Consider the following 19,642-nt stretch of genomic DNA (forward strand, 5'->3'; position numbering starts at 1 on the left):
CATTCCAATCAACCTTGTTTTTAATTTAATACAGAACCCTTTTGTTTACAAACTGAGACCGAATTACTGTTATTAAACTAAATTTCTTATTAATGGCATGGAACGTTCTTGGAGGTTATCGGAAAACAGGCTATAAGAAATGACTTTCTTCTTGTACTGTTTAACTACATCCACTCGGTCATTGTAAATATACACAAATAACTTAACATCAATTTTGCCTTTTTTAGTATCAATGACTAATGGAGTCCCACTGTCCTCTGGATGTAAAAACAATTGCTCGTTACCCGGGAATATATGATTTTTCTTCAAAAATCTGGCGTTATTAAAGTAATTAATAACTTGAACTTTTTCTTCACCTTCCAAACGTTTTCCGTCAAAGGATACGATCGCATTCCCGCCACTAATTTCTGAGTGTATTTTAAATTTGCTGATAATCCAATTAACAGCATCGGTTGGAAGACAGGAAACCAATATTTTTAACAAGCTTAATATAATTGTCAAAATCAAAACCGGCAATGTCAATTCATCATCTCCGCTACATTTATAATTAATTCTTTATAACTTATTATATCAATAGGGCTGGCAATTTCTCTTAGAAGATGTGTCCGTTCTATTAACGTTTTACTTTGGTAAAACATTGTACTTAAACACAATTTCCCCTTTATAAATATAATTTTCCGAAATGGTTATACTAAACATAATGGTTTCATCCACATCCTTCTTAACAAATTTCCATGAATGAGATGGATAGATCGGTATAAGAAATTATATTTATTAAAGTACAAAAAAACTGGGCGTCATCAAGACGCCCAGCTTTTCCGGAATCGATTATTGATATCCCCAAATCATTGTTAGCATTGTACCGAAAATTGTAACCAATGCAACGAACAATCCGTAATAAACGTTTGTGTAAATCGATGCTTTATCTTCAGACTCACCTGCGTGCATGAACATAACTAATTGCAGTGCAGCTTGCATGAAAGCTGTAACAAGTAGGATGATCACACCCATTTTTAGTGAGAGATCATACATAATAACTGATAGTGCGACCAAAGTCAGGACTAGAGAAAACGCAAATCCCATAACTTGGCCCCGTGGGAATAATTCTTTCATATTACATCATTCCTTTCAGGTAGACGAAACTGAAGATGAAGATCCAGACAACGTCCAAGAAATGCCAGTAAAGTGAAAAGATGAAAGCCTTGTTTGTTGTTTCTGGAGTCATACCGCGCTTTTTGATTTGCATGACGATGAAGGTTCCCCAGAATAAACCAAGTGTAACGTGAGCTCCATGCGTACCTAGTAATGTAAACAAACTAGATAAGAAAGCACTTGTTTGAATGGTTGCTCCTTCATGTACATACTCCACGAATTCATAAATTTCGACTCCCAAGAAGCCTAAACCAAGAATAAGGGTGATAATGAAGAAACCAATCGTTGCTTTCTGTCTGCCAAGTCTCATTGCATTGATTCCAAGACCTATGGTAAAACTACTGGTTAAAAGAAAGATTGTTTGGAACATCAGGGTTGGGACTTTAAAAAGATGTTCCCCTGTTGGACCATTTCCAGTTCCATTGACCAATACAAAATAAGTGGCGAACAGTGTAGCGAAAAGAGCTATTTCTGCTCCTAGGAAAATCCAGAATCCAAAAATCTTTAAGCGATTTTCTTCCGTGCTATATTCTAGTGGCAGCGAGTTATCTATTTTCATTACTTAGCACCTCGCAATTTATTTTCAGTTTCTTCGATCTCTTCAACAGAGATATAACGTCCGTGATCTTTTTCGAATGAACGGTGAATCATACAAGCAAAGATACCGATCGTTGCAATGATAGCAATGATCCACATGCTGAATACCATCGCAAAGCCCCAAACGAAGAAGATACAGCTCATGATAAACGGCACACCACTGTTATTTGGCATATGGATCTTTTCTACTTTACCGCCAAATAACTTAAAGCCTTTTTTCTTTGAATCCCAGAATGCTTCTGTAGAATCAACTGTTGGCACAATTGCAAAGTTATATTCAGGGATTGGTGTATGTGTAGCCCACTCTAGAGAACGTGCATCCCATGGATCGTTTGAAATATTTCTTGACGCATAACGAGTGCTCCAATAGATATTGTACACAATAAGTGCAAAACCTATTGCCAAGCCAATCGCTCCAACGAAAGAGAGCATATTCAATGGACCATACCCTGTTGATTCAGAGTACGTATACATACGACGTGCCTGCCCATCTAAACCAGTGATGAACATCGGGAAGAATGTAACATTAAAGCCGATTGTAATGAACCAGAACGACCATTTCCCAATTTTTTCGCTCAACATGAAACCGAACATTTTTGGCCACCAGTACGTGAAACCAGCAAGTACGGCAAATACAGTACCAGGGATTAAAACGTAGTGGAAGTGAGCTACTAAGAACATTGTATTATGGTATTGGTAGTCAGCACTTGCCATTGCAAGCATGACCCCTGTTACCCCACCGAGCGTGAAAATCGGAATGAAAGCTAAAGAGTATAGCATCGGAACGGTAAAAACGATTTTACCTTTCCAAAGTGTGAACAACCAGTTGAAAATCTTAACACCGGTCGGGACGGCAATTGCCATCGTGGTAATCGAGAAGATACCATTAACCATTGCACCGTGACCCATTGTATAGAAATGGTGAGCCCATACAATGAAAGATAGAGTAGAAATAGCTACCATGGAGATAACCATCGAATTATACCCGTACAGGTTACGACGTGCAAATGTCGAAATGATTTCACTGTAAATACCGAAAGCCGGAAGAATTACTATATAAACTTCAGGATGTCCCCAAACCCAGAACAAGTTCGCCCAAAGCATATCGCTACCGCCATTGGCCATCGTAAAGAATTGAGTTCCGAATAGACGATCCATTGTCATCAACGCAAGTGCCACTGTCAATACAGGGAAAGCGAAAACGATAATGAAGTTTGTGATCAAGATAGACCATGTGAACATTGGCATTTTCATTAAGTTCATGCCAGGTGCTCTCATTTTCAAGATTGTTACGATAAAGTTGATACCAGTCAGTAATGTACCGATACCAGCTATTTGAATTGCAATCGCGTAATAGTTCGAACCTACTGATTCACTGAAATCGTTACTTGCCAGCGGGAAGTAAGATGTCCAACCTGCATCAGGAGAACCACCGACTACGAAAGAGATGTTAAATAGCATTGCCCCCATGAAGAATAACCAGAAGCTTACTGCGTTCAGACGTGGGAATGCTACGTCACGCGCTCCAATTTGCAATGGTGTGACAATGTTCATTAACCCAATGATAAATGGCATAGCCATGAACAGGATCATGACGACCCCGTGTGTTGTAAATACCTCATTATAATGCTGTCCATCCAAAAGACCGTTATCTGGAATAGCCGTTTGAGCACGCATCATAAGAGCATCCACGCCACCACGGAAGAGCATAAGCAGTGCTGCCAAGATGTACATGATACCAATACGTTTATGGTCAACCGTTGTTAACCACTCACGCCATAAGTAACCCCATTTTTTAAAATAGGTAATTCCGGCAACAACCGCAATCATAGTTAACCCAATGGCAACCATGGATGCATAAATCGCAGGACTTGGATGAGGTACGGCAAATCGATCAAAGTAATCCATACTTTTGTGACTCCTTTCAGGAAAATATTCCTTATCTTGTAAACCTAGTTGTTTTATCGAACGAAATTAATTCTTAGTGATCATGATTCATGTTGCTGTGTTCTGAATGTTCATCGTGTGAATCCTTGGAATCATTTTCTTCCGTATCAGAAGATCCGTGGTCATGACCAGCATTTTCCCCTTCAGGAGCTGGAGAAAACTCTAAGTGAGTTCCAGTGTAAGTGGATTGTCCCACATGACCAGGTTTTAACAATTCATTGAATTTTTTCTCAGTAATCGGTTTAGCAGTAGCTTTAATTTCATCTACCCACTTATCGTATTCCTCTGCAGATAGTACATTAACGTTGAAAGTTTGCTGAGCAAAACCTGAACCACTGAAGTTTGAATTTCGACCCATATACTCTCCTGGTACATCAGCTGCTAAGTGCAACGTATTAACCATGTCCGACATCGCGTATTTTTGTCCTCCAAGTTGCGGAATCCAGAAACTTGAGATTGGACCGAATGAGTAAAGTTTAAATTCAATTGGTCGGTTAGTAGGTAAAAACAGATAGTTGACTGTTTCGATATCTTCTTCCGGATAACTAAAGTGCCACTTCCAGTTTGAAGATGAAGCGTAAATAATTAAAGGTTCTTGATCACCGTATCCTTTAGGTGTTGCCTCAACTTCATTTGTTGTTTTAACAGTAACAACGGATAGGAAAGCGACGATTAGAATTGGGATCGCAACCCAAATTATTTCAAGAACCTTACTTCCTTCAATATGAGGCGGTTCATAATCATCACGTTGTTTGGAAGCACGATATTTCATTATCATGAAGATATACAGTACCATAACGACAAGGACGACAAAGGCCATTGTCCATATCGAAATCATAATAACATCTGCTTGTGTTGCAGCTACTGGCCCTTTAGGGTCCAAGACCATTAATGGGTTATCGCAACCGGTTAGCACAGTGGCAATAGTAAAAAGTATAGTTAATAGAGCCCATTTTATTTTCATAGTACTACCCCTTTCTTACATAATAAAATTCCAATTGGTAATTATTCGGACAAAGTGTTACCATGTTCACAAACCCCGACATACCAATATTAATCCCAAGTCTAAAAAAAGACAATACAAAGTGACATCTGTCACATAAAGTTCATTAAAGAGCAGTAAGAAGATGGTAAATGAACTGAAATGTTCGAAAATCTTCAGCAAATGAAATATAATAAATGTTTCATATCTTGCCTTTGAAAATTCACTTATCAGTGCAGGATTACAAATAGTACCGATCCTCTTTCCATTTAATATTACTCTAATATAATGAAATAAAAATTTCACATTATAGTCACCGTGTATATTGCCTCAAAACTCTTAAAGATTATGAATTATATTACCTATCTTGTCAATTAGGTATTTATCGTTAGATACCATGATTTAAACCGGATTTTTTTCACTCGGCCAAGGAGGTTGGTAAATGGTAGACACATGGGACACGATGTTGTCTCCATGCTTCAATACCCTTATGAACCAACACAGGTCAATATTATATATATATAAGGAAACAACGAGTTGAAATGAAATTGGGTTCTTTTTGCAATCCTTATGCCCTGTCAGTATTTTTAAACAGCCGTGTAGCAAAAGCGTAGTAAGTAATTCAGGTTTGCTATCAAATCTGCCTTTAGCAAAACCACTGCTCAATAACCCCATATTGATACCTGTATCCCTTTCCCTTTTGAATTTTCAATTAAAAGTACATAAAAAAAAACCACAAAAAAAGGACTTCTTAAAAGTGTCCTTTTCTCGTAGATATTGTTTAAAATGTAATTGAGACTTCCTGGCGTGCAGGCAGTTGGTTTGGATGTACAAGCACATCGTGTGTTTGGCAATGACGAGTGGCAGTATATTGAATTAAAATGTAACAAATCGATAATTCGATTCTGATAATATGAAATGAAAGCGCATTCATTAATTGTGATCAAGTTGACTCAAATTCAGCAAGTTAGGTAAAAGAACAACTAGTTTTGTTTAGAAAAACAGTATATTGCGCTATATTCCTCGCTTTAGTTACTGAATTCTGTACTTCTGTTTGTTGGAGCTTTAGCCTTTGTTTTCATTTTTATGATTTTAGTCGTTTCCGGTTCAATTCTTTCGCCTTTACGTGTATTCATTACCATTTCCTCTGTCAGGACAAAAAATATACCAACTAGAAAAATGGCAGCTGCGCTTAATGTGATGGCGATTCCAACAGCGGTGAATATATAATCCTTATTGTAATCGCTTACAAAGAAACTTAAAGCAAAAATAATAATTCCGATTACACAACCTGTGCCCGATACCCATTTCACTGCATCTAACATCTTCTGATTAGCTTCCATAATTTCATCCCCTTTCTTTCTATTTTATGACATTTCACAAATTTGTCAAATCTTTTCTATTTTTTAACATATTCACGATGAAAACCTTGACAAATAGAAGGCGCCACCATTCACTTTTAGGTATTCAAGACTACATGAACAAACTTCAAAACAGTGCAAATACACTATCTGTTTTTTCCGATATTAGCCCACTGTATACTATTAAAAAAACTCCAATAAAAGACCCCTGTTGAATAATCAGGGGCCTTACCTCATTCTATGGTTTTTGCAAGGTGATCGTTACCGTTTTTTCTTCAGTGCCTCGATATACTTTAATCTTTACTTTATCTCCGATTTTCTTATCTGTATATAAGTACTTCCTTAATGCAGCGGGAGTATTTATTTTCGTTCCATCAATCTCAACGATGATATCCTGTTGCTTAAGCCCTCCATTCGCCGCAGCCGATCCCGCCTCTATACTCGTCACCATTACGCCGGACTTTACGGCTTCTGGAACATTTTGAATGTAATATTGCGGCAGTTCTTCCATACTGGCCAAGCTGACTCCTAAATATGGGCGCGTGATTTTTCCATTTTCAATTAGCTCCGTAACAATCGGAATCACATCATTACTTGGTATGGCAAATCCTAAGCCTTCCACACCGTTTTCGGAAATCTTCAAACTGTTTATGCCGATCACTTCCCCAGCGGTGTTGATCAATGCACCCCCGCTATTGCCGGGGTTGATCGCTGCATCTGTTTGAAGCACATCAAGTTCCCACTCCCCTTCCGAGGTATCGACTGAAATGGAGCGTCCGGTCGCACTGACGATCCCTTGTGTAACCGATCGTGAAAAATCAAGTCCAAGTGGGTTGCCAATTGCCAATACTTCTTCTCCTGGACGCATGCTATCGGAATTCCCGAATTTAATTCCCTCAGGTGCTTTCGAGGCATCAATTGTCAACACCGCTAAATCAGTCAAAGCATCAGCCCCGACAACCGTTGCCGTTGCCTTTTGTCCATCATACAATGAAATTTCGACTTCCTTAGCTCCTTCAATAACATGATTGTTCGTGATGATATAGGCTTTCCCATCAGCTTTTTTATAGATGACCCCTGAGCCGGTGCCGCTTTCAACCGTTTCGCTCTCCGTGCTTTGCTGCTGGTACGGGTACTGGTTTTGCATCTCCTGTAAATTCACGACCCCGACTATCGATTTGGATGCTGATTCGACCATCTCTGCCCTATCATTTGAATCCGTACTTGTCGATAACTTTTCCGCCGTGACACTTTTATCCTTTTCAACACTTTCCGTTTGCTGTACACCTGCCGTTTTGGTTGACTCATTCACTGGACTATTCCCTTGACCTATAAAGTCCCCGCCAAATAGAAATACAGACGATGTAACCATAGCAGCAACCGTTCCGGAAACAAGGCTAGTTAGCCAAAGAGACTTACCCTTTTTCCGTTCTGCCTTTACTCTGACTTGCTCATCACCATTATAATTTTCCATCTTTATCCCTCCTATGATTGTCCTTTATCCTTTACTTGACTCAATCATAAACAGGAAATATTAAAAAATTCTTAAGAAATAACGAATAGGGCGACATTTTACAAAAATTATAAAATTTTATCGAATCCTGTATCTTGCCGCCTGCAAAATAAAAAGGCCTCAACAGGGGCCTTCAATTCGACCATACAGTTATCCTTACAAGACTTCATAAACTTCTTTAGTCTTCTTATTCACGCCATACCAGCCCCAAGTGGTTTTGTGGCCACTTTCCTGACTAGGTTCATCCACCTCGAAAACATGAAAAATGTAATCTCCCTTTTCGGCATCATGATCATATTCGATATCTAAATCAGGAAAATTTTCCATGTCCACATAATCCTTAACTAGCTTTTCTGCCTGAGATTTACTTAATGTACTAACCGAAGCCTTGCTCTCTTCTTTGCCTATTGTATCCGTTGCCGCCTCATCTTCTACTTTGGATCCATTGGTTCCGTCCACGGTTGCTTCCTCCGCCGGCTCCGCCTCGTCATTTCCCTCTACTGCTTCTATCGTGGCGGAGTCTGATACCGGTTGCATTTCCACCGCCTTAGAAACCATTAGTTTACCTTCCTGGTATTTTGCTTTATATGCGGTTGCTTCTTCAAAATCTCTTTTGGCCGAATCAAAATCCTGTTCGTCGTATTTCTTCATTCCATTCGCCAGAAAACCTGAAAGATCCATTAACTCTCTTGCTTCCGGTGTATTTGCTTCTTTATAAGCTAATTCAAATGCCTCGTGGGCTTCTAAATAATTTTCCTCATTCAACTGACTTTTCCCTAAATCCATATTGGAATCATAATTCCTTGTTACGCAGCCTGAAGCAATCAACACCAAAAAAATAACCATGATTGACCTCTTCACTATATCACCCCTTGATTTTCCATATTATTCTGTAAATTCATCTTATACCATTTGATAAGAAATCCGATACCTCTATTTCCTATCTTTTTCATTAAGGAAATGTTTACATTGATGATTAAGTTTTTACAAATAGTGGTACAGAATAGATAAACGCTTGAAAGGATGATCACAGAATGATGCAGGAAAAACAGACCTATCATGTCGATTTGGTCAGCGGCGACGTACTCGGACAAAAACTTGAAGAGAATCCAAGCTTCACTGTACACGCAACTGATGAGGAACTTGCAGAATTGAAACAATGCTTGGAGGAACACCGGACAGATGACCTGGAAGCATATGCCCGTTCACATGTGCCCTACCTACTCTATCATCATGACCGGGCAAATGATAAATACGATGCAGCCATGAAAAGGCTTTATGCCCTCATTTATAAATTAGGGGATGAAACGGCACGAAACCATATTGAAGAAATCGGCATATTGAAAGATAACAAATTCGAGGGACAAGAAGAAGTGCAAAAGTTCAAATAAGAAATAGGAACAGAACCTGATTCAAAGGTTCTGTTCTTTTATTATCATGTCCCCACAATAAAAGGGAAAACAGAAGATTCTATTTTATGATTCATTATAAAGTTTTATAAGCAGAGTTCTTTTAATCTACATATTTATCCTTCAAATAATCTGAACCAATACCGCCAATGACCATCAAAGCTAATGGTAAAAAATTCGATACAACTGGCATGCTTTTTAAAATGGTAATATCTGTGCCGGCAAATTTATTAAGTCCAAAAATAATTAATTTAGACACTAACAAAAATGCTCCTATTAATAATACGATATCAAAAAACATCTTCCTTTTTGGAAATGCTAACTGCTTACTTTCCCTTATTATTTTTTCTTTCAATTCCTCGTCACTCCTTAATAATTCATCTACCGTAATTTGAAATAAATCACTTAAATTAATGAGTACTTCAATACTAGGATAATTTTTTCCCGTTTCCCATTTGGACACAGATTGGCGACTCACATGAATCTTCTCCGCAAGATCATTTTGTGACCAATTTCTTTTTTCCCGTTCTTTTTTTAATCGTTCGCTAAAAATCATAGTGAGTTCATCGCCTTTCCTACTCCTAGTATTGTGAGATGAATTATGCAAAGTAAAGATAGTAATAAGCGCATTACTATGCAACTTATGAGTGACACCGAAGAAAACCTTGATATATCAAGGGAATCAGATTAATTTTCCGGAACTGCTGCAGAAAGGTAAATTTTTAAAAGATTCCAGTTGATTTCAGAAATCAGCTCCCTTTCCGCCGACTGTTTGCCAAGCCTCATCAAAGCAAGCGACTCCGAGGTCGTAGCTAGCCAGTTAAGCAGCAACTCAATTCTATAATTTTTCAACTGAATAAGCCATCTTGCCATCACATAATTCAGCTTAATTCAAAAAAAGCCTTGTATAGACAAGACTTTTAAACCCATTTTTTCCTGCCTGTTTAACTACACGAAGCATTTTTTTATTTCGCTCTTTGATCCTTTTTCCACTAATACTTTCACAATATAACAACTGGCAGTTATCAAAGATCATTCCTCACTTTGGTATAACTTTACCTTTTCGTTATCGAGTTGCTTTGCACATAAAAAAAGGTTGCCTCGGCAACCTCCCTTTAATGAAGGAACTGTCTCCAGATCCCAGTATATATTCATCGCATTGACACGCAATCATAACGTTTCATTATTAAATGTTCCATTCTTTTAATTCGAGTCTCCGCACTTTATGTACAACGTGAGGATCATTTTCCGCTAAAGAGAGTGCTTCTTCAAATGTGTCTGCAATATAAACAACCAAGCCGCCTGAGCCATCCGCAAAAGGGCCTCTTGCAAAAACCTTCCCTCTACGATCAAGTTCGTTTAAATACTCGATATGATGTGGACGAACTTCTATATTTTTTTCAGCATCAATCATATGTAAAATTGCTGCATAATAAGCCATGCTTTCCACTCCCTAATTTCGGTTCCAGACAACCAGCTTCATTTCTGTCATTTCTTCAACTGCATATTTTAATCCTTCACGTCCAGTTCCACTTTCCTTCACTCCACCGTACGGCATATTATCCACACGGAATGTCGGAATGTCGTTGATCATGACTCCACCAACTTGTAAATTTTCCGCTGCATCCATTGCTGTACCTACATCGTTCGTATAAATCCCTGCCTGCAGGCCATAAATTGAATCATTCACCAAATCAATTGCTTGTTCTACTGATTGAATCTTGTTAATCAAAACGATTGGGGCGAACACTTCTTGACAAGATACCTTTGTGTGAGTATCTGCATCCAATATGACGGTCGGATGAAGGATATTGCCTTCCGTTATTCCACCTGTTGCAATCTTGGCTCCACCTTGTCTTGCCTCTTCAATCCAATTGAGGCTTCTTTCAACATCATTTGGGGAAATCAAAGCGGAAACATCCGTTTCTGGATCAAGCGGATCACCTAATTTTAATAGTTTGGTAGCTTCTATAAACTTTTCAACAAAGCGATCGTAGATTTCTTCATGAGCAAAAACTCTTTGCAAAGAAATACATACTTGTCCCTGATTGGAAAACGCTCCCGTCACACAACGAGAAATGATTTTATCGATATCCACACCCCTGTCAATAATGACAGCTGCATTTGATCCCAGCTCCAGCGTCACTCGTTTCAATCCGGCTTTGTTGCGGATGCCAATCCCGACTCCTGGGCTGCCGGTAAAAGTAATCATACTTACTCTAGAATCAGTGACCAACTTGTCTCCAACCACTCTTCCTCCACCTGTGACCACATTTAATGCTCCTGCAGGCAATCCGGCTTCCTGTAATAATTCTCCGAGGAACAGAGAGGATAGAGGTGTTTGGCTTGCTGGCTTTAATACAATTGTATTACCTGAGGCGATGGCAGGACCTACTTTATGAGCGACTAGATTCATGGGGAAATTGAAAGGTGTTATGGCCCCAATCACTCCAATCGGTTCACGTACAGTGTAACCGAGTCGGTTTTCGCCACCTTGGGCGGCATCCAGCGAAAGCGTTTCTCCATGAATTCTTTTCGCTTCTTCAGCCGCAAACTTGTAGGTTTCAATTGTTCGCGCCACCTCGCCCTTAGCGGTTGTAACCGGCTTTGCTGATTCAATAGATATGATTTTGGCGGCTTCATCCGCGCGCTCTTCAAAAAGATGGGCCAATGTTTCCAGGATTTTCGCACGTTGATGGGCTGGCATTTTTGCCATCACCTTAGCAGCTTTTTGCGCCGCTTCAATAGCTTGGTCGGTTTCTTCGCCTGTGGCCAGGGGGATTTCAGCTATGACTTCGCCTGAATAAGGAGAACGAAGCAAACTATACTCCTTCGCCTCCACCCATTCCCCTTTAATTAGTAAATGTTTTTTTTCTACTTTATCTATGATTGTCATGTTCTCAGCCACCCTTCACTCTTTGTAAGTGCTTCATCTAAAGATTAGAGGCAATTTTTGAAACAGTCGATTCCATTCTTGGAAAATAATACTCTTCTAATTTTGTCGTTAAGCCACCGTGACCAAATTTACAGTGATTATTTTCACTCTCGGAACTTCGCTTAATAAATTCAAGAAAATACAATATACTATTGCGCCTTTCTAGAATGTTACTAATTCCTTGCTTATAAAACCAGGCATCGATGGTATTATAAACTCCTCTATTAATCCCATACTGTTCATTACAAACTTTAATAAAGGATAAATCAGTTAAGTTTATTATCTCTTCTACATCTAATAGCAATTTGTTCCCTCCTTGCTACTTAGCTCTGCTTATTGAAATGTACTCAATTCCAAAACGATTTATGGAGTTTTTTAAAATCTACCGTCCTTTAGCTTAATTGATGCTCTGGTTTAGTACTTTTCAGTGCTTTTTGCATAAAAACGATTTCTTCACCCAGCATTGAAATACGTTCCAAAACTTCCTCATCAACCAGTTCGTTTTGTGAATTGAAATGGTCGTTATGAGCATAAACAGAGCCAGGTGCAACAAATGCACGGAAATAGCTGGCTATAGGTTTCAGCTGATTTTCAATGACTAAATAATGCTGGTAGGTTCCACCGGTAGCCACTAGCCCCATTACTTTATTACGGAAATCCTTCGGGGGGATCAAATCAAATAAGTTTTTAAGAGCTCCTGTAATTGACCCTTGGAATATTGGGGTTCCTATAATGTAAAAGTCTGCTGAGGTAACGATATCAATTACTTTTTTCGTATCTCCAGTGTATGTTGACGGATTACGGCCATCACAAAATTGAACATCATACTTTTTCAAATCAAGCAATTCGACTTCGATATCAGGATGGTTATTCTTAACTTCCTCTAAAACCTTTTCAATAACAACTTTCGTCTTCGTTCCTATTATCGTTCCTGAAATCCCCAGTAATTTCATTTCACTTTTCCTCCTTATTAAATCTCTTAGATAAAAGCGCATACCCAAGAATTCCCATTATCTCATTATGAACGGGTCAGGAATCGGTTCAGATGATGTATTGATCCAAACAACTTTATCTTGCATATATTCATGAATCGCTTCATAACCGCCTTCTCTTCCATAACCGCTTAGGCCAGATCCACCGATTGCAGCAATTGGTGAAATACTTCGATAGGTATTCACCCAAACAATTCCAGCACGTATAGCTTTCGCGACTCGATGAGCTTTTGCAATATCACTCACCCAAATTCCAGCTGCCAATCCGTAATCAGTACTGTTTGCTAATTGAATAACCTCTTCTTCATCTTTAAAAGGGATCACACTTAACACAGGGCCAAATATTTCTTCCTTTGTAATACGGGAATTATTATCGTGATGCTCGAAGATCGTGGGTTCAAAATACCAACCTTTTTCTAAATATTCAGGCTTTTTACCTCCGCAAACAAGTTTACCACCTTCATCTAATCCGATAGCCACGTATTTTTCGACTCGCTCCAATTGGGCCTGCGTAGCCAGCGGACCCATTTCTGTTTCATCTTGAAAAGGATCACCGATCTTGATTTTCGATACTCTGTCTACGAGTTTTTGCATCACTTCATCGTAAATATCAACATGTAAAAATGCACGCGAACCTGCCACACAACTTTGTCCTGAAGCACCAAAAATACCAGCTATGATACCCATCGCCGCATTATCCGGATTAGCATCCTCAAACACGATATTGGGTGATTTCCCTCCAAGTTCAAGCGATACCTGCGCAAAATTTTGAGCCGAATTACGAACAATATGCCGTGCTGATTCTGAACCTCCCGTAAAGGCCACACGCCTTACAAGAGGATGGGAGGTGAGTGTATCGCCTACAGGAGTTCCAAAGCCGGTAACTACATTGACTACTCCAGGTGGAAAACCAGCTTCTTCAACCAGTTTCACCAATTCCAATAGAGAGGCCGAAGTCATTTCCGAAGGTTTAATGACTATGGTATTTCCTGCAATAAGTGCAGGTGCAAGCTTCAAGGTTGTTAAATAAAGAGGGGAATTCCAAGGAGTAATGGCGGCTACTACCCCCAGCGGCTCTTTGGATGTAAAAGCGAACATATCTTTTTTATCAATTGGTAAGGTTTGACCATGGATTTTATCTGCTAGACCCGCATAGTAATAGAAAAATTCAGGTAAATATTTTACCTGACCGCGCATTTCGCGTATTAATTTCCCATTATCCAGTGATTCGACTTTCGCAAGCTCTTCAGAGTGATCAGCAATCAGCTCTCCAAGCTTTCTAACCAGACGCCCCCGCTCCGTGAATGTCATATTGGTCCATCCCGAATGCAGGAATGCATTATGCGCAGATTGAACGGCATGATTTACATCTTCAGCATTCCCTTTAGCGACTTGACACCAAGCTTCTTCGGTTGCAGGGTTATAACTATCGAAATATTCACCACTTGATGATTCTATCCATTCCCCGTTTATATACATCTGATATTTCTTCAGCTCTTTCACATCGAGTCACCCCTTTGCTTTTGTCTTTCAATAAACGACCTAATAGCTTCGTTCACTATTTTGGCTCCTTCTATCGGCAGCATATGCCTCATATTTGGTACTATCATTAATTCTGAATCCACAATCTTTTCATGCATTTGTCTTGCCATTTCGGGATTTGAACCTACATCATGCTCCCCTGTTATAATTTGGGTCGGTATATTAATCTGGTGGATCTGCGGCCACAACTCTTCATCCGCAGTTGCAAAAAGTGTATAGGCCGCTAAATATGAAGCAGCATCGTTTGTCTGAAGTCTTTCCCGAATTTCACTTACAGTTTCTTCCTTTGAATTCAAGAATTCAATATTAAACCATCGTTTAATGGCCGGTTCAATTGTTGCCAAAGGGCCCGTTATTTTCACTTCTTCCACTCTTTTTAAAACGGCTTTCCTCTGTTCCTTCGTCCGATTGGCCACTGCGTTCATAATTGTTAGCGTTTTCACTTTATCCGGATATTTTAATGCAAATGCCTGAGCGACCATACCACCCATGGAGAAACCAATAATATGACTTCCTTCAATCCGTAAGTGATTCATTAGTTCTGCTAACTGCTCAACAAACTGTGAAAGGGAATAAGGACCCGGAGGATGCTCAGATCCTCCGTGCCCAACCATGTCATATGTGATAACACGGAAATGTTTCGACAAATCTTCAACTTGTTTTTTCCACATCGTAAGATCAAGACCAACACCATGAATAAAGATAAGCGATTGCCCCATCCCTTTCTCTTCATAATGAAGCGAATCTTTTCCATGCAATGTAGTTGGCATTAAACCAGCCCCATTTCAACCATATCTTGATGCCTGTTTCCTGTTCTCGGATGAGGACGTCCTCCTGTAGAAGCCCCAATGGCAACAACGATCTCATCGGCCCTAGGTGCATCAGGTATAGAAGCTTCAAATGTAATGAAATGAGAGCGTTCAGACTCATCTGTCTTATGTACCATCGGTATGAGCACCGCAGATCCAGCGCCACCACGCTTATTAGTAAAGCTTAAGATACTCGTTCCTTTCACGGCGTCCCTGAATTTGTTACCGAATTTCAAAGTGTGGATAAAAGCTGATGCATGCTCAACCTCCCCATCAACACCCACGACAGCTGCCTTGCCGAATGCTTCGACGTCATCAGCGGAATCAATGTGCTTAAATAGTTCAGCAACTAATAGTTCGCCAATTTGCGGTGCAAATTCATCAATTTCCGGTTTTAAATTATCAACATATCCTCTTCCAGCCCATGGGTTTTTGATAACCGCCATAGTTGTTATCATCTTGATGGGATTCTCTACTTTTTTACCGCCCTCAATACGTGTTTCTTCTATAGCTGTATACACTTTACGAATATCTAACATTTACATTACCCCCAATTTAGTTTTTGTGAATCTTGGCATTACTTCTTCCGTGAACAATTTTAAACTTTTCATCATTTTTTCATGTGGCAAACCATTATGGTTCACCCAAAGCAGTAATGTTTCCAAATTCAGTTCTTCCTTCAATTCCTGAATTTTCTCTGCTACATAGTCAGGTGTACCAAACAATAAATTTCTTGGGTGTAAGAATTCATAGTTCAATTCCTGCCCTTCTTTTACTGTTTCGCCCGGATCCATAAGGTTGCTAAGTCCTCTCCAGTGACAAATCCAGCGATAATTGTTCAATACTGCTTCTGCCGCATCTTGACGAGCCTGTTCCATCGTTTCCGCTACATATACATCACGTACCAAAGCAATACCCTGACCAAGTGGCACTTCATAGCCTTTGGATTTGGAAGCCCTTTCACGGTACAGTTCAAAACGGCCTTTTAATTCTTTGACGGTCGGCATCCAAAACATTCCTTGTATATCGTTCTCCGCGGCCAATTCAATAGAACGCGGTGAATCAATTACCTGCCACAGAGGAAGTGATTGCTGGTAAGGTCTAGGCATAAGGGAAATCTTATCAATTTCTCCTTTCTCCATATCCATAAACTCCGGTGTTGATGGGCTCATAGGGTGACTCCACTTTAAACCTTTAGGAGGAAATTGATAGATGTCACCTTGATGTGAAAAGAAACGGTTTGACCAAGCCTTTTTTAAAATTTCCAGTGTTTCCTCAAACAGTGCACGGTTTTGTTCTTGATTTGCCGGATCAGCCAAAGTGTTTAAATTAGCCGCTTCCCGTCCGTATAATCCACGTGCCAGACCAACTTCCACACGTCCTTTGCTTAACTGATCAAGCATTGCTATGTCTTCCGCCAAACGCAGCGGATGCCAGAAAGTGGCGACATTCGCAGCTTGTCCAATTCGAATGTTCTTTGTACGTGCAGCAATATCAGCCCCCATTAAGATCGGGTTAGAAATCAATTCATTTCCTTCATGACCAAAGTGGTGCTCGGTATACCAAATCGAATCATAACCATTTTCATCACAATAAATAGCTTGCTCACGTGCTTCGTCCAGCACTTTATAATATTCATCATGTCTTCCCTGTCCTGCAAGGTTTGCAAAGATTCCAAATTTCATAGTACTCATTCCCCCTCATATCACTTTTTTTGACCAAGTTTCTTTGCTATGTCCATTTTAAGTTGCATTCCACTTGCTTTTACATGCTCTCGCATGGCCTTCTCCGCTTCCTCCCGATTGCCTTTCTCTATAGCAATCAAGACCGCCTGATGTTCCTTTAGTGATCTCTCACGGCGATTCGGATCTTCAATGGTTAAAAAGACATACTGTCTATAAGGTATTTGATTGAGCAGCAAATTTAGCATGTAACTTAATTTAGAGTTATTGGCGCCTTCTTGGATGACTGAATGAAAAACATCATTAGCCTCGACATATAGCTTTTTATCCGAGGTTTGTATAGCAACCTCCATGTCAGACACTGCTTGCTTAAGGTTATTAATGTCTTCAGCACTCCCGCTTTCTGCAAGCAGCCCCGCTGCGAGCCCTTCCATTACTTCCTTTAAAGTAAATAACTCATCCAGTTCCTTTTCAGTTGGTTTGGTCACACATGTTCCAACCCTTGGAATGATCTCGACTAACCCTTCTCTTTCTAGCTGTTTAAATGCTTCCCTGATAGGGGTTCTACTAACTTTGTAATATTCAGATAAAACAGTTTCCGATAATTTTTGTCCTGGTTCATAATCTCCAGTTACTATGGATTCGCGTATAGCGTTCGTAACCTGAGCAGTAATCCCCAACGTTAAGATAGCTGTAATGAAAAGCCCCTCCTTTTTAAAAGTTTGTACCATGTACCATGCAAGCTCTTGATAAGTGCAATTATAGGTCATGAAAAATAGACTGTCAATTCAAAAAATATAAAATTTTTATTTTTTATTGGAAGACGTGTTGTTCCACAATTTTCAAACTAGAGTTTAATATTTCCAATCATTCAGTCTAATGATCAATCTGATTTATTGAAATTCACTAGTTGAATGAACGGATATTTTATGATAGTTACCTAAAAATTATTTTTTCTGAAAATATTGACATCTGTATACGCTTACAATTATAGTGATTCTATAAAATAAGCTTGCATGGTACATGGTAGTATACCGAATTTGATAGGGGGTAAATTGATGAAAGTTGAAACTCGCAGTATAGAATATATTCCGGCAGATGAACGCCATGGCAAGGCCCGTGATTTATTTCCAATTTGGTTTGGGGCAAATATGCATATTACCACCCTTGTGACCGGGGCATTGCCCATTACATTAGGTCTTAATTTATTTTGGAGTCTGGCTGCAATTATTGTCGGTACCTTATTAGGCGCCATTTTCATGGCCTCCCATTCAGCTCAAGGACCTCAACTCGGAATTCCGCAAATGATCCAAAGCCGGGCTCAATTTGGTGTAATCGGAGCCATCTTCCCCTTGTTTCTCGTTATGTTTGTCTATTTAGGCTTCTTTGCCAGCAGCGGTTTGCTTGCAGCACAAACCTTAAGCAGTTTAACAAAGATCGACCAAACATGGAGCATAATACTTTTAAATGTACTTTGTTTCGTGGCCACCATTTATGGCTATAACTTAATTCATAAAATGCAAAAATTATTATCCTGGGCGTCTCTTTGTATTTATATTGTAGCTACATATATAGTTTTCCAATTGCAAGTTCCGGCAGGCAGTTGGGCCATTGGGAATTTGGATATACCAGTGTTTTTGCTGGCAGTGAGTATGGTTGCTACATGGCAATTGGCATATGCCCCCTACGTTGCAGACTATTCTCGCTATCTACCGATAACCACACCCACGGCCCATACATTTTGGTATAGTTACGCTGGCACAGTCATCGGGACTATATGGATGATGACATTAGGCGCAACCTTAACCATAGCGATACCTAACTTCCTTGATCACTCTGGCGGTAACTTGGCCAGCCTGTTTGGAAATTTTGCTATAATCATGTTCTTTATAATCATCTTTGGACAGCTTGCTATAAATGTCTTTAACCTATATGGAGCATTCATGGCAACCATAACAACAATTGAACCGTTTATTAAATTAAAGGTCACACCGAAAGTACGAATAGGAATGATATTCTGTGTAACAGTAGCAGGTACCGTTTTGTGCTTACTAGGTCAGAGTAATTTCCTATCCTTTTTCTTGAATTTCATCTTTTTCATTAGTTATTTTTTAATTCCCTGGACATCCATCAACCTTGTTGATTATTATTTGCTGCGACATGGCCATTACAATGTAAAAGATATTTTTGATGTGAACGGTCAATATGGCAAAATAAATTGGATTACTTGTATGGCATTCCCTGTATCAATCTTGGCGGAAATCCCTTTTATAAACACATCATTCTATGTAGGACCGATAGCCAAGGCTTTTGAAGGAGCAGATATCGCTTGGATTATTGGGTTAGTTGTCCCAGCTGTTTTGTATTACTTCCCAATGAGAAAAAAGTTGAATACCGCTGAAAATGCAATAAACAAACAAAAGATTGGTTCATTAGAGAAAACAAACGCTTCCGAAGAGAATGTTAAGTAAGATAATAGAGAACCGTAAATGAACTGCACCCAAAATGGAGGTGCAGTTTTTTTGACCAAATATAAAATAAAAAGGCATGAGCCCGGTAGATTACCGGGTTCATGCCTTCAAGGCTGTTTAAATAAAGTGCCTAACCATTTGGGTTCACTTCAGTTCAAAGGTTCTGTTTTTTTTTAGAGGATGATGTGGTATACCTCTAGTTGTCTAAATACAAATAAGGGCCCAGTTGAATTATCCTGACTCTTCATTT

21 protein-coding genes are annotated in these 19,642 nt (G+C 39.4%); 2 read left to right on the forward strand and 19 right to left on the reverse strand.

Features of this window, described 5'->3' with window-relative positions; all coding sequences use genetic code 11:
* Positions 1 to 72: 72 nt before the first annotated feature.
* From LQ188_RS19590 to LQ188_RS19625, 8 genes are all read right to left on the reverse strand, one after another.
* Positions 73 to 522: a YfmQ family protein gene (locus LQ188_RS19590; RefSeq protein ID WP_101224929.1), complete on the reverse strand. Its 450-nt coding sequence runs from the start codon at positions 520 to 522 to the stop codon at positions 73 to 75.
* 306 nt (positions 523 to 828) lie between these two features.
* On the reverse strand, positions 829 to 1,113 hold the full coding sequence (qoxD, locus tag LQ188_RS19595) for a cytochrome aa3 quinol oxidase subunit IV (RefSeq protein WP_101224930.1): 285 nt from the start codon (positions 1,111 to 1,113) through the stop codon (positions 829 to 831).
* A 1-nt stretch (position 1,114) separates the two neighbouring features.
* A complete protein-coding gene (gene qoxC / locus LQ188_RS19600; protein ID WP_101224931.1) occupies positions 1,115 to 1,711 on the reverse strand; it encodes a cytochrome aa3 quinol oxidase subunit III in 597 nt (198 codons plus the stop codon).
* Positions 1,711 to 3,657 (reverse strand): cytochrome aa3 quinol oxidase subunit I, encoded by a 1,947-nt coding sequence (qoxB, locus tag LQ188_RS19605; RefSeq protein WP_101224932.1) that lies wholly within the window; start codon positions 3,655 to 3,657, stop codon positions 1,711 to 1,713. The genes qoxC and qoxB overlap by 1 nt, the downstream gene beginning before the upstream one ends.
* Positions 3,658 to 3,730: 73 nt before the next feature.
* On the reverse strand, positions 3,731 to 4,660 hold the full coding sequence (gene qoxA, locus LQ188_RS19610) for a cytochrome aa3 quinol oxidase subunit II (protein WP_101224933.1): 930 nt from the start codon (positions 4,658 to 4,660) through the stop codon (positions 3,731 to 3,733).
* Between the two features lie 1,046 nt (positions 4,661 to 5,706).
* Entirely contained in the window at positions 5,707 to 6,021 is a 315-nt protein-coding gene (locus LQ188_RS19615; RefSeq protein WP_101224934.1) for a hypothetical protein, read from the reverse strand.
* Between the two features lie 256 nt (positions 6,022 to 6,277).
* A complete protein-coding gene (locus tag LQ188_RS19620; RefSeq protein ID WP_202190644.1) occupies positions 6,278 to 7,513 on the reverse strand; it encodes a trypsin-like peptidase domain-containing protein in 1,236 nt (411 codons plus the stop codon).
* Between the two features lie 195 nt (positions 7,514 to 7,708).
* Positions 7,709 to 8,398, reverse strand: a complete 690-nt coding sequence (locus LQ188_RS19625) for a hypothetical protein (RefSeq protein WP_230177887.1) — start codon at positions 8,396 to 8,398, stop codon at positions 7,709 to 7,711.
* A gap of 188 nt (positions 8,399 to 8,586) precedes the next feature.
* Here LQ188_RS19625 and LQ188_RS19630 point away from each other — a divergent pair, with 188 nt between their 5' ends.
* Entirely contained in the window at positions 8,587 to 8,943 is a 357-nt protein-coding gene (locus LQ188_RS19630) for a hydrolase (RefSeq protein ID WP_230177889.1), read from the forward strand.
* Positions 8,944 to 9,064: 121 nt separating this feature from the next.
* Here the strand turns inward: LQ188_RS19630 and LQ188_RS19635 are convergent, their stop codons facing one another.
* The 11 genes from LQ188_RS19635 to LQ188_RS19685 form a co-directional block, all read right to left on the reverse strand.
* Positions 9,065 to 9,517 carry a helix-turn-helix domain-containing protein gene (locus LQ188_RS19635; protein WP_101224937.1) on the reverse strand — a complete coding sequence of 151 codons (453 nt, stop codon included), beginning with the start codon at positions 9,515 to 9,517 and terminating at the stop codon, positions 9,065 to 9,067.
* Positions 9,518 to 9,648: 131 nt separating this feature from the next.
* Positions 9,649 to 9,813 (reverse strand): hypothetical protein, encoded by a 165-nt coding sequence (locus tag LQ188_RS19640; RefSeq protein ID WP_230177890.1) that lies wholly within the window; start codon positions 9,811 to 9,813, stop codon positions 9,649 to 9,651.
* A gap of 334 nt (positions 9,814 to 10,147) precedes the next feature.
* Positions 10,148 to 10,402 (reverse strand): YciI family protein, encoded by a 255-nt coding sequence (locus LQ188_RS19645; protein ID WP_101224938.1) that lies wholly within the window; start codon positions 10,400 to 10,402, stop codon positions 10,148 to 10,150.
* 12 nt (positions 10,403 to 10,414) lie between these two features.
* Entirely contained in the window at positions 10,415 to 11,857 is a 1,443-nt protein-coding gene (locus LQ188_RS19650) for an aldehyde dehydrogenase family protein (RefSeq protein ID WP_230177891.1), read from the reverse strand.
* A 37-nt stretch (positions 11,858 to 11,894) separates the two neighbouring features.
* On the reverse strand, positions 11,895 to 12,200 hold the full coding sequence (locus LQ188_RS19655; RefSeq protein ID WP_101224939.1) for a hypothetical protein: 306 nt from the start codon (positions 12,198 to 12,200) through the stop codon (positions 11,895 to 11,897).
* Positions 12,201 to 12,288: 88 nt separating this feature from the next.
* Positions 12,289 to 12,849 carry an NAD(P)H-dependent oxidoreductase gene (locus LQ188_RS19660; RefSeq protein WP_101224940.1) on the reverse strand — a complete coding sequence of 187 codons (561 nt, stop codon included), beginning with the start codon at positions 12,847 to 12,849 and terminating at the stop codon, positions 12,289 to 12,291.
* A gap of 57 nt (positions 12,850 to 12,906) precedes the next feature.
* Positions 12,907 to 14,391 carry an aldehyde dehydrogenase gene (locus tag LQ188_RS19665; RefSeq protein ID WP_230177892.1) on the reverse strand — a complete coding sequence of 495 codons (1,485 nt, stop codon included), beginning with the start codon at positions 14,389 to 14,391 and terminating at the stop codon, positions 12,907 to 12,909.
* The gene (locus tag LQ188_RS19670) at positions 14,388 to 15,200 is read right to left on the reverse strand and encodes an alpha/beta fold hydrolase (RefSeq protein WP_230177893.1); all 813 of its coding nucleotides are present in this window, start codon (positions 15,198 to 15,200) and stop codon (positions 14,388 to 14,390) included. The genes LQ188_RS19665 and LQ188_RS19670 overlap by 4 nt, the downstream gene beginning before the upstream one ends.
* Positions 15,200 to 15,778, reverse strand: a complete 579-nt coding sequence (locus LQ188_RS19675; protein ID WP_057278565.1) for an amino acid synthesis family protein — start codon at positions 15,776 to 15,778, stop codon at positions 15,200 to 15,202. The genes LQ188_RS19670 and LQ188_RS19675 overlap by 1 nt, the downstream gene beginning before the upstream one ends.
* Positions 15,779 to 16,924 (reverse strand): LLM class flavin-dependent oxidoreductase, encoded by a 1,146-nt coding sequence (locus LQ188_RS19680; protein ID WP_101224942.1) that lies wholly within the window; start codon positions 16,922 to 16,924, stop codon positions 15,779 to 15,781.
* A gap of 20 nt (positions 16,925 to 16,944) precedes the next feature.
* Positions 16,945 to 17,652 (reverse strand): GntR family transcriptional regulator, encoded by a 708-nt coding sequence (locus LQ188_RS19685; RefSeq protein ID WP_230177894.1) that lies wholly within the window; start codon positions 17,650 to 17,652, stop codon positions 16,945 to 16,947.
* Between the two features lie 327 nt (positions 17,653 to 17,979).
* Between LQ188_RS19685 and LQ188_RS19690 the strand changes: the two genes are divergently transcribed.
* Complete coding sequence (locus tag LQ188_RS19690) at positions 17,980 to 19,392, forward strand: cytosine permease (protein WP_230177895.1); 1,413 nt, start codon at positions 17,980 to 17,982, stop codon at positions 19,390 to 19,392.
* Positions 19,393 to 19,642: the final 250 nt, after the last annotated feature.

The organism is Peribacillus sp. Bi134 (genome assembly GCF_918698065.1).
Lineage (GTDB): Bacteria > Bacillota > Bacilli > Bacillales > DSM-1321 > Peribacillus.